This is a genomic window from Ciceribacter sp. T2.26MG-112.2 (assembly GCF_900492205.1).
Taxonomy (GTDB): domain Bacteria; phylum Pseudomonadota; class Alphaproteobacteria; order Rhizobiales; family Rhizobiaceae; genus Allorhizobium; species Allorhizobium naphthalenivorans_A.
The window spans coordinates 24183-34160 of sequence record NZ_UEYQ01000032.1; the positions used below are offsets into that span (position 1 = coordinate 24183).

A 9978-nucleotide genomic window follows, 5' to 3' on the forward strand; every position below is an offset into this window, starting at 1 on the left:
ATGGCTAAAGGGACTTCCAGTATATCTGATTTTCCCGTTGCACCGCGACGGTCACGGGGGAATGTGCCCAATTCAATGTCGCAGCCGGCTATAGACAACGAAGCAGAAAACTTGGTGGCCAGCGATCATCCAGACCAGGTTGCTATCGAAGAAGCTCCCGCGAAGGTCCCTGACGTTCAAGTGCCACAACGGTCGAGCTTGATTCTGCCATCACCGGAGGCTCGCCGGGAGAGAGCGACGAGCAGATCGTTAGAGCGTGAGGCATCCAGAATACGACTGCAGGAGCTGAAGCAGAATAAAGCGCGGGAGAGCAAACACTTCGTCAACTGCCCCCTTGATTACGATACTAAGAAACGTCTGGAGCGAGCAGCCTCTGAAAACGACTTGAAAATGACGGTGATCGTCAAGGCCGCGATCGACCAGTTTCTGAAGGATAATGGCTATTGATCCTCGACCTTCGATTCCTGGGTGGGGTGGCGCTAGGCGCAACCCTTGGATTTTTGATCGACCCTGAAGCGACGGAGAAGGTCGGGATCGATATTCGCGCCATAAAGAGAACTTTACTCAGTGTCGGCGCCGCTCCACCGGAGCCTTTCAAGCAAACCGACTGGCCAACGGACGATCGCGCCAAACGCGAGCTGTTCCGGTTTGCAATGTGGGACTTCGAGGAACACGGACCGAAGTCTGAGATCCGGATCACAAGATGCATCAGCATCGACCAGTTCTCCCTAGCTTGCGAAATGCGCGTGAGGTTGAGTTGGGTCAGCGAGGAAAGGATCCTCGAAGGCATTTTTCAACCCAATGCCCGAAGCTGGAATCTGATTGCTGCGAAGGCGGTGAACAGGAGTGCTCGCAGTCAAACTTGACTCGAGGCACAACGCGCCTCTGAGTTGCGCATTTCGATCCCAAGAGAGCAATGTTACAGATCATTCCCCCCAATATTGTTAGGTTTGTGTGACTGGCGCGCAGGATGACAGTGCCTTAATGGCACGTTATGGTGCGTGGTATCCGCCACTGGCGGATTTGGGGACTGAGGGAATACCGACGGTGCGGAATCTATCCGACTATATCAATTCAAGGGAACTGGTTGAGACCACAGATCCAGATTTCCAGAGACCCTTGTACCGCCAGGAGGGCTTCGACGGCATTGTCAGCTTCGGGGAGATCGACGCAAAGCTTTCCGCATTCCTCTTAGACGAACGTGCGAAAACTGGTTTGACCCAGAGTGATTTCGCGACCTTGGCTGGTCTCGCACGAGTGGTTTATAGCCGCTATGAACTGAACATTTCGCGCCTTACCGTATCACGAATGATCCACCTTTCCGAGCTCCTTGGTTTCCTGCCAATGCAGATGATTCATGCTGCGGCACCTCATCTTTACGGCAAAGATCCTCAAGAGGCCGATGATCGGGTTGAATTGTTCAGACTTATTCATGACCTCCCCCACGACACCATACGCAGTTTGATTGGCATAGTTGGCCAATTGACGCCAAGCGATGTTCTTGAGGCTCGACAGAAAGCGGAAGCGGAAGCGGAGGCTGAAGCGCAAGCTGAGGCTGAACGCCAACGATTGAACCGAAAAGCTGCGAGAGCCAGCAGGAGAGGCCGTCCGCCTGGTCGCCCACCAGGTCGCAAGTCATCTACAACCGAAACACCTACAGACGAATGAGAGCTGAAACCGGTCGTAAGTGCTGTCAATGTAGGAAGGCTGACTTCAGGCCTTTTCCATCGAGACCTCACCCTAGTGCGTCAGCACAGCCCCTCACCCTGCTTTCCGGCCTCCGTTCGTATTGGCACGCATCAACGACATCAGCATTGGTCCGAGCCCGAACTCCCCTGCCCTCGCTCGACGCGTGAGATCGCGGAGATATCCACCTGCCGAATTGATATGCCCTGCCCTCTCCAGGATTGCAGCCATAGCAACCGCCGCGTTCTCCGGCCCCATCACCTCACACGCTTCCTCATAAGCCGACGGGCTAACACCAAGCATTGATCGAACCACCACCGCGGCCCCCATCAGCTCGCGCCAATGGGAGATCGTCCCCCCGGGCCCGTAATCCAAAATCTGCGGGCAGGCTTTCAGGACCATCGACAGCGGGAACGACTTCATCTGTTCCGGCTTTGCCAACGGCTGAGCAACCGCTTTGGGTGCTACTTCCAGCTCGACGGCTCCGCCCTGCTCTTTTCCAGAGCTAGGTTCAAGTTCATAGATGGATTCGGGTTTTGAATTCTGTATGTGACAGCCATTTTGAACAGCATTGCCGTCCATATTTTGAGAATCTAACTGATTTTCCAGAAGGTTAAGGATTTCGGTGCGCAAAAGCTGCATCTCGTCGAGGATTGCCTCCACCTGGCGACGGTCAGGATTGCGGGGGAGTCGGCTGACAATGCCGACATACATGTTTTCGATGGCTTCCCAGTCGCCGTCGGCCCCCTCATCCATCGCGGCGGAAATTAGCTTGCGTACATCACGCCGGCAGATAGTCAGCGCTTCTTTGGCTCGTCTGAACTGCAGGCGCTCGGCAGCGACTTCCTGTGCCAGACCTGCAAGTTCCGCAGCACGAGCCAAAAGTGGAGAAAGATCGAATCCAAAAGCCTGCTCGATATCACCACCCTTGTCCCGGTGAGCGTAGCGCTTGCCGTTCGGACTATCCTTGCGCTGGATGAGCCCGGCTTCGACCAAGGCAGCCAAATGCCGCCGCAAGGTCGTTCCGGTTATGCCGTGCGCTCTGACAGACAGCTGAGCATTGGATGGAAAGACCACCAATCCACTATCGCAGTTGAGCTCGCTCTCTGGATAAAACGTCAGCAATGCGTCCAGCACAGTCAGCGCCCTGTCCTGGAGGCCAAGGCGTTCACGGGCCTCACAAGCGTCACGAAACACTTTCCATTTTTCGACCTGGCGGCTTGGTTTCGTCTCGGACGTCTGGAGCTGCCTCTTTACAAGAGCAAGCACAGCCGGCCGCCGCCCAAAGGGCGTCGTCACATTTCCCGTCTGCATATTCCTTCACCTTTCTTCAGGCAAAAGAAATCCGCTCACCAAAACGATGCCAAAGACTCTTGACTGGGATTCATGGAAATGCGATTCTCGATCTTGCTAGGAATTGAGAGAGGCTTCCATGACGGAAACGTTTTGGGGGCCTTTTTCTTTTGTCGCGGTCTCTCCTCTTGACCAATTAACGAGTGTCTCGATCACACCTCTTTGTGAGTTGGATCTGAACGATTGTTGTATTCGCTTAGAAGATCAGGCATTCGGTCCGCGAGCCAGCGCGCGAAAGCGCGTTCCTGCTTCGGGATTGAGACCGTAGTTCCTGCCGAATTACTCTTCATGCGGCCAAAAACTCGGTCACCCACGGCGAAGTCAACAATCTCTTCAGCTGGCTCCGTAGTCACTTTTTCGGCCGCCGAACTTGCAGCTCGTATCGCTTGGGCAATACGGCTGGAGCTGTCAGCGCCTCGAAACTCGACCGTGTCGATTATTTTACGAACACGTGCTGCGCTGCTCGGATCTTTCAGCAACTCGGCAAATGCGGTCCATTTCGGTCGACCAACTCCCTTTGCTCTTCCGATCGCAAGAATGATGTCTTCGGGTACCGCCTCCGTCACTCGAAAAAGATGCGATATTGCCGCTTCTGAAGCTCCCAAGATTGGGCACATGGCGCGATGGGAAAGGCCAGCAGTTTTCAGCTGTACGGCCCACATCGCCTGCTCAATCCAGGTCAGGTTTTCCCGAACACCATTCTCGAGCGATTGCTCTTCAATCAACTGCCGATCGGAAAGCTCTCGAACATAGGCTCGAATCTTTATGGTCTCCGGGCGATCCGATTCTGCCATTATGGCCTTGATCGCTGCCCATCGACGGTAACCGTATGCAAGCTGGTAATGATCCGTTTTCGTCGGATGCGGCCGAACAAGAACCGGAATTTTTTGGCCTTCACTTGCGATTGAAATCTTAAGCGCCTCGAGCTCTTTGGCCGCGTCCTCGTCGTTGCCAAAGCGATCTCTATAGGGGGAGCGGTCAATACGGTCAGGATCGAGTGAAATGACACTATCTTCTGTGAGCTGTGTCAGTGCCCGACCCACATTGGAAATGACAGGTGAAGAGTGCCGCCGCGCCAGCGAGGGCTTGTCGGATGCGTCCGACGACACAGGAGATTCCGTCCGGGTTTCGGCGGCCGCCATTCGCTGAAGGATACTTTTCTTCATGTGCTACGTCCCCAAACTTTGTGAACGAGGTCGAGGATCTCGGAGTTAACTCGGTCAGCGCTCTCAATTGCGCGCTTCAACGCCTCACGACCGACCTCACCCGACTCGAGCTCGTATAGGGTCTTCTTCGCTACCGCTGCACCGGCGATTGCCGTCGATTCGAGCGCCTCCGCAACGAGTACATCATCACCAAACAATCGGCGCATGACTCCGGACATGTACTTCTGCGGCCCGTCATTCGGGTTCACGCGCGTGAGCAGGAAGCGGAAAAAGTCATGCTCAAATTTAGCTCCAAACTGCCCCAGCACCTCCGATAGATCGGAGATCATGATCAGGAACTGATTGCACGATGCAACGTCGAGCATCGCCGGGTGAACGGTAATGATTAAGGACGTGGCTGCATAAAGAGCAGCGAGTGTCGAGTATCCAAGGGACGGTGGGGTGTCGATGATAACGATATCGTATCGATCATCCACGCGGGCCAGGGCACTGCTTAACCGCTCGAAAAACAAACCCAGGTCATCTCTGGTTTTCGAGGTCAGATAGGACGGGGTATCAAACTCAAAGTCCATTAGCTCCAGATTGCCAGGAACTAGATCGACACCTGGGAAATAGGTTGGCCGGATCACTTCAGCGAGCGGCCGCCTCTCATTGTCATATCGAATGGCTGCATAGGCTGTCTGGTTCTCGCCGAGATCGAACTCGGGCTGAATACCAAATAGCGCAGTCATCGATGCTTGCGGATCAAGATCCAGACACAAGACCCGATAACCCTGAAGCCCTAAAAAATGTGCGAGATGGATAGAAGTGGTTGTCTTGGAACTACCACCTTTGAAATTCGCCGTAGCAATTACCTGAAGCTTTTCCCCTTTGCGACGATGCGGAAGCAGCTCGCCAGCTTCGTCAGGACGAAGTTCGGCCAGGAATCGCCTCAGTTCCTTGACCTGCTCTATCGTGTACGTTCGCCTATTGTTTTCTGCGCGCTCGGGCAAAGGCCCCTTCCCTTCTAGCGTCAACTGGCGAAGAGTACTTTCCGGAACCTTGAGTAGCCTCACTAGGTCAAGGGTTGAGAATGTCCGGCCAAATGTTTTCTGCGCAGAGGGTGGATAGACAGCTTCACGCATATCGTTCAGCTCCGCAGAGAGTTTCGAGGTGTAGACCTCGATCTTCGACGCAGTGTCTCTGACGCTCTGAGAAGCTGGCTGCAACATTCAATCCTCTTGACGGTTCTGATCACTTTACGAGATCATTTCCGTCAGGGATGCCAGACTGACTCCGATTCTTCAAGGCGTTTTTCGTTAACAAGAAGTTAACGCATCAAGGATGCCCGACTTTACAGTTGTAAAGTTTTGGATCGATGCGCATGAGGCCCGACAGTTTTGCTAGGGCCCCTACCCTGTAGAAGAGCTGAACTGTCGGAGATAGTCAGCGACTGCCTGAGCCTTCGCGGCGGCAGTGATGACTGCGCGTGAATCCTGCTTCAGCACCTTGAGCCAGTTTTCAACGTAAGTCGCGGTGTTGCCTCGCGGATCATGCTCAATGCCAAGATCGGCGCAGACGAACGCGGCTGAGATTTCGGCAATAAGCTCCTCCATTGCGTAGGTCTCGCTCCCGAACCGCCCGCTAAGGTCACGATCAAGGCGTGATTTTGCGCCGCTCCAGTGCCCGAGCTCATGAAAAATCGTGCTGTAAAGATGAACCTCGCTGAGGAACCGACCGCGCTCCGGCATTTGGATGTCATCGGGGCCAGGCCGATAGCAGGCTTGCTTTCCGCCGTAGGCTATCTTTGCGCCTGTGGCCCGAATGAAGGTTTCGACATTATCGATAACCGGAACCGGCTCGATCGGCGCCGCCTCGGCCGGGCTCTTGAAGTGGTCAGGCAGGTTGTCGATCTGCACGACGTTGAAGACGGTGTAGCCCTTGAGATAGGGGATTGCACGATCGTCCGCCTCCTGCTCCTTCGGCGTGAAGGTGCCGTACTTGACGACGAGGGTTCCTTGTTCGCTCTTGCGGACCTGAGCACCAAGCTCCTGAGCCTGCCGGTAAGTCATCCATGTGTTTTCGTCGTAGCCGGCGAGTTGCCCGGAGAGCCACAGCATGACCACGTTGATGCCGCGATAGGCTTCGCCGGAGGCGCGGAGCGGCGTAGCCGACCTGCGGCTGTTTCCGCGCCATGGCCGGATCCAAGGCTTGGTGCCGGCCTCGAGCTGCTGAATTATGGTGTCGGTGATCCGCTGGTAGGTGTCCTTTACGCTCTGCATCGCCGTCTCCTGTTCGTTGGTTGACGGCAAAGATCCGAAGATAGCGAAACGACCCCATGCACCCGTAGGGCCGCAACGGAGTGTAGGACCGCGCAAGCGGTTGAATGGGGGAGGGGCTATCGTAGTTTGTCCGTCAAATCATCCAACGGACAGGGGAGGGCGCAGAGCTTCGGCACCCCGGCCAACGACACAGGCCCTCACCGCAGCGACCGGGCCGCAGGTCAGCGCTCTCGGTCGTCTTGGTCGCGGTTTCGCTGGCGATCGGCAAGCTGCTGCGCTTCGATAGCCTTAAGCTCGGCGTTGATGTGCTGCGACTGAGGCTCTTGGGCCTTTTGCTGACCTGGCAGCGATTGGGCATCTTGGACCTGTTCCGGCCGCCCCAGAGTCTTGAAATCAGATCGAGCGGTGAACTTCACCTCCTCGTCGTCGGGGGGCATCCGCTCGGGAAGGTCAGCGCGGTCAACGGCCACAATCCCCCTGTCGGCCACGAGGCTCGCCACGCGATTGTCGTGCCCGAGAACCTGCCCTTCGATCACTTCGCCCGGGCGGGCCGTGCGGATGTTGTGCTCGAACGGATTCTCGCCAGCCTGCTCAAGATCTGACATGGCACTGCGGATAGCCTCGCGGCGGTTAGGATCCATCGCATCCTGGATGAGATGCTTCATCGCCGGACTGGACGGATCATTGGTAGTCTCAATGGACGCCTCGATCATGCGAGGCTTGGTGATGACGGTAAGATCGATGTCATGACCGTAGGTGCGGCCCAACGAGACCACTAGCGCCTCGTTTGCCCTTCCATTGCCTTCCCGAAAAGCGTGAACGTAATTCAGCTCAGAAAGGACGTGCGCGGCTTTCTCAGCAAATTGCTCAGGTGTCGCAGCTCTTAGGCCCTGATCGTCTCTGGCGGGCCTCAGCGCCTCGTTGAGGCCCATTTCAATCCGCGAACCATGCAGGAAAGTCGTGTCGCCCTTCGACAGCCCCCCTACCGGCTCTACCCGCTGACCATCGACGACAGGACTTTCATTTCGCGTATGTCCTGCCCATTCATAGACATCTTGAAAGATGTAGCCGTGCAGAGCCTTCAGATGCGATGCGTCGTGATTACCGGTCGGACCTTTTCCCTCAGCCAGCTCCGTTTGCCTCAAAGCCGTGAAAGCGTATTCGGCCTCACGCAGCGCCGAATGGCTTCTGATATCCAGCTTGTTCTTCAGAACATCCCTGAAATCATTATCCTCTGAAGTGTTGGGATAGGTGTAGGAGCCTTTAGCTTCATCATCGCGGGCCACGCGAAACCTCATGCAAAAAGGCCGCCTGAGATCACAGGCGGCCGCGACAAATCTCTAGGTGATGATCAGGCCCGCTTAAAGCGGGCCAGCAGCTCTTGGCGCATTTCCTCGGAAGTGATGTCTCCCGCAACGTAACGGCCGTTTGCTTCTTCCAAAACCGGATCGCCAGTATAACCCTGCCGCATATTGGCGGCACGAGCCTGATCGACGGCTTTCTGTCGTGCAGCAACAGCTTCAGGAGAGCGATCGGGGCGGGGGGCATGAACGTTCATTGGCAGAGCCTCCAGTTAGTGTTCAACTTAGCACAAAAAGAGCCGAATATCCAGCGAATGCGGGGTGATCGGCTCTTTTATGGTGGGAGCCCGATCAGAGATCGGGCCTCCCAAAGCGATTAATCGCGGGGTTCCCATTCGATGATGGCCTGCAGCGCCAGGTCATCTTGGCCGGGGTAGCGACCCAGGTTGGCGTTGAAGCCGAGGCGCTTGATGGAGAGGGTGTAGTACGGCTTCCCTTCGCCGTTGGTCTTCTTCCAGATGCCGCCAACTTCGATGTCGTGGCCGCGAGGTGACTTGGCATAGACGCGATGCGTCGGAGCCTTTTCGTTTGTGGAGTCGAACGGTGTAACCTTGATGTCCAGGTCCCGGTCGATGGTGGAGATGAGGCCGGTTCCCTTGGCGTTGTCGATGTCGTCTTTGTCGAACTGGATGAAGTTGGTCATGCTCATGTTAATCACTCCTCTATGGTGGTTGCGATGATCGTTCATAAGGCACGGCGAAAAGCGGTGCGCACCGTAGGCCGGAGCGCAGCGAAGGAGGCTGGGCGGCGGAAAATTTTGTTTCGCGAGGAAGCCAAAGGCGGGGAAAATTTGGAGACGAACAGCTTTGCGCTAACCGCGTCGCCGTGCGAACGGGCATCAAGAGCAACCACTTTGGAGGTGTGGGGCCTGAGCGCTTGCAGCAATACGTCACCTCGACAAATGGGACATCGGCACTGGTAGCGTGCGGGATTGTGCTGAACGCAACCGAACCAACAACCTGAAACAAGAGGCTGGGTTAACCGAGAGTTGCGCCGCCACGTGAGATCTCGCCATCTGTCCCCCATATCTAAGCCGCCAGTGCTTCAGTTGCCGGTATGGCTGCGGCGATAGGAGGAGGGCGATTCAATCTGAGCGTCCCACAAGCCTTGGCCGAGCTGTCGGGCACGATTCTCGGCGCGGCGGTACTGGCTCAGGTCGATCGGGTGGGATCTTGGCAGATAGCGCAACAAGAGGCTGGCCTGGCCCGCTTTCACCATTTCAAGGCCGATATCCGAGCGCTCGATGAAGCACTGGCCGACAAGGCGTCGGTACTGGTCCCGATCAATTTCGACACAGCGAACATGCTTTCCATCGATCATGCTGGCGAGGAACTGTCGTGCCTCGACTCCACACCTCCATATCGCGCCATTCTTGAAGCCGGTCTGATCGCGCTCACATGCGTCGATAGCCGCAATGCGGATCCTCTGCTGGCGGATGCTGAAGGTGTCTCCATCAATCACCCGCGCCCGGCCTGAAAAATCGGCCGACGCAGCGGAAGCAGTGAACAGAAGCGCAGCCAGCGCGGCTCCCACCAAACGAATATTCATCAAGCGCGCGCCTCCATAGAATTGCGGGCTGCCAACCCAAATACCGAGCGGTTGAGATGAAGCTCTCCGCTCGCGGCTCGGTCTGTCATGGCCCGCAAATACCCGCCCGGCGAGCTGATTTCGGCGCGTGTGTATTTCTCAAAGGTGAGAGCGATCGCAACCGCAGCCGCCTGCTGGCCCATTCGTTCCACGGCCCGCTGGCGCGCATCCTCGGACACGCCGGCGATGCGGCAAAGTTTGGGAGCGATCCGGTCCAGGTCCGCCCAGCTACGCGGGGGCTGGTAGCCATATTCGGCAAGGCTTGGCGTAGCCCGCCACACATCTTCCAGCGCCAAAAGTGAAGGCCGCACTTGCAGTTGCCTATTGCTTTGGCGCGAACGGCTCCCCAGGCTTTCCTCAAAAGCCCTCTTGCTGGCGGAGCCAGCCCTTAGCGAACTGATATGTTCGCCGTTAGGCGAACGCCGTTCATCATTACGTGTAGCGGCTTGCCAACATAAGCGCCTCTGCTCGCAAACATCGGCATTTTCTGCTCGAATTATCTGACAATGGAGCGGGCGTCGTGCTCACGCTCTTTGCCAATGTGCTCGCAAACATCCGGGTCTG

General features: G+C 56.3%; 12 protein-coding genes. 3 read left to right on the forward strand and 9 right to left on the reverse strand.

Going from position 1 to position 9978, the window contains the following annotated elements; translation table 11 throughout:
• The 3 genes from DYZ14_RS22175 to DYZ14_RS22185 all read left to right on the forward strand — a co-directional run bounded on the left by DYZ14_RS22175 (position 1) and on the right by DYZ14_RS22185 (position 1668).
• Positions 1-447, forward strand: coding sequence for a hypothetical protein (locus tag DYZ14_RS22175; protein WP_037093775.1), 447 nt, complete (start codon positions 1-3; stop codon positions 445-447).
• Positions 444-866 (forward strand): hypothetical protein, encoded by a 423-nt coding sequence (locus DYZ14_RS22180; protein WP_154722698.1) that lies wholly within the window; start codon positions 444-446, stop codon positions 864-866. The genes DYZ14_RS22175 and DYZ14_RS22180 overlap by 4 nt, the downstream gene beginning before the upstream one ends.
• A gap of 118 nt (positions 867-984) precedes the next feature.
• Entirely contained in the window at positions 985-1668 is a 684-nt protein-coding gene (locus DYZ14_RS22185) for a helix-turn-helix domain-containing protein (protein ID WP_232365639.1), read from the forward strand.
• Positions 1669-1761: 93 nt separating this feature from the next.
• Here the strand turns inward: DYZ14_RS22185 and repC (DYZ14_RS22190) are convergent, their stop codons facing one another.
• The 9 genes from repC (DYZ14_RS22190) to repC (DYZ14_RS22230) form a co-directional block, all read right to left on the reverse strand.
• A complete protein-coding gene (gene repC, locus DYZ14_RS22190; protein WP_154722699.1) occupies positions 1762-3000 on the reverse strand; it encodes a plasmid replication protein RepC in 1239 nt (412 codons plus the stop codon).
• A gap of 191 nt (positions 3001-3191) precedes the next feature.
• Complete coding sequence (gene repB / locus DYZ14_RS22195; protein WP_154722700.1) at positions 3192-4205, reverse strand: plasmid partitioning protein RepB; 1014 nt, start codon at positions 4203-4205, stop codon at positions 3192-3194.
• Entirely contained in the window at positions 4202-5416 is a 1215-nt protein-coding gene (gene repA / locus DYZ14_RS22200; RefSeq protein WP_052642541.1) for a plasmid partitioning protein RepA, read from the reverse strand. The genes repB and repA overlap by 4 nt, the downstream gene beginning before the upstream one ends.
• Positions 5417-5596: 180 nt before the next feature.
• A complete protein-coding gene (locus DYZ14_RS22205; RefSeq protein WP_154722701.1) occupies positions 5597-6466 on the reverse strand; it encodes an ArdC family protein in 870 nt (289 codons plus the stop codon).
• A gap of 221 nt (positions 6467-6687) precedes the next feature.
• Entirely contained in the window at positions 6688-7752 is a 1065-nt protein-coding gene (locus tag DYZ14_RS22210) for a Fic/DOC family protein (RefSeq protein WP_232365640.1), read from the reverse strand.
• A 65-nt stretch (positions 7753-7817) separates the two neighbouring features.
• Positions 7818-8024: an antitoxin VbhA family protein gene (locus tag DYZ14_RS22215; protein ID WP_037093580.1), complete on the reverse strand. Its 207-nt coding sequence runs from the start codon at positions 8022-8024 to the stop codon at positions 7818-7820.
• A gap of 119 nt (positions 8025-8143) precedes the next feature.
• Positions 8144-8476 (reverse strand): DUF736 family protein, encoded by a 333-nt coding sequence (locus DYZ14_RS22220; RefSeq protein ID WP_111565340.1) that lies wholly within the window; start codon positions 8474-8476, stop codon positions 8144-8146.
• Between the two features lie 395 nt (positions 8477-8871).
• Positions 8872-9375 (reverse strand): thermonuclease family protein, encoded by a 504-nt coding sequence (locus tag DYZ14_RS22225; protein ID WP_154722705.1) that lies wholly within the window; start codon positions 9373-9375, stop codon positions 8872-8874.
• A complete protein-coding gene (gene repC / locus DYZ14_RS22230; RefSeq protein WP_332308692.1) occupies positions 9375-9725 on the reverse strand; it encodes a replication initiation protein RepC in 351 nt (116 codons plus the stop codon). Before repC (DYZ14_RS22230) ends, DYZ14_RS22225 begins: the two co-directional genes overlap by 1 nt.
• Between the last annotated feature and the right edge of the window lie 253 nt (positions 9726-9978).

What these genes read in the sequence shown, in the direction of transcription:
- DYZ14_RS22175 (WP_037093775.1), top strand. Translation starts at nt 1, where the DNA reads ATGGCTAAAGGGACTTCCAGTATATCTGATTTTCCCGTTGCACCGCGA.
- DYZ14_RS22185 (WP_232365639.1), top strand. Translation starts at nt 985, where the DNA reads ATGGCACGTTATGGTGCGTGGTATCCGCCACTGGCGGATTTGGGGACT.
- repC (WP_154722699.1), bottom strand. Translation starts at nt 3,000, where the DNA reads ATGCAGACGGGAAATGTGACGACGCCCTTTGGGCGGCGGCCGGCTGTG.
- repB (WP_154722700.1), bottom strand. Translation starts at nt 4,205, where the DNA reads ATGAAGAAAAGTATCCTTCAGCGAATGGCGGCCGCCGAAACCCGGACG.
- repA (WP_052642541.1), bottom strand. Translation starts at nt 5,416, where the DNA reads ATGTTGCAGCCAGCTTCTCAGAGCGTCAGAGACACTGCGTCGAAGATC.
- DYZ14_RS22205 (WP_154722701.1), bottom strand. Translation starts at nt 6,466, where the DNA reads ATGCAGAGCGTAAAGGACACCTACCAGCGGATCACCGACACCATAATT.
- DYZ14_RS22215 (WP_037093580.1), bottom strand. Translation starts at nt 8,024, where the DNA reads ATGAACGTTCATGCCCCCCGCCCCGATCGCTCTCCTGAAGCTGTTGCT.
- DYZ14_RS22220 (WP_111565340.1), bottom strand. Translation starts at nt 8,476, where the DNA reads ATGAGCATGACCAACTTCATCCAGTTCGACAAAGACGACATCGACAAC.
- DYZ14_RS22225 (WP_154722705.1), bottom strand. Translation starts at nt 9,375, where the DNA reads ATGAATATTCGTTTGGTGGGAGCCGCGCTGGCTGCGCTTCTGTTCACT.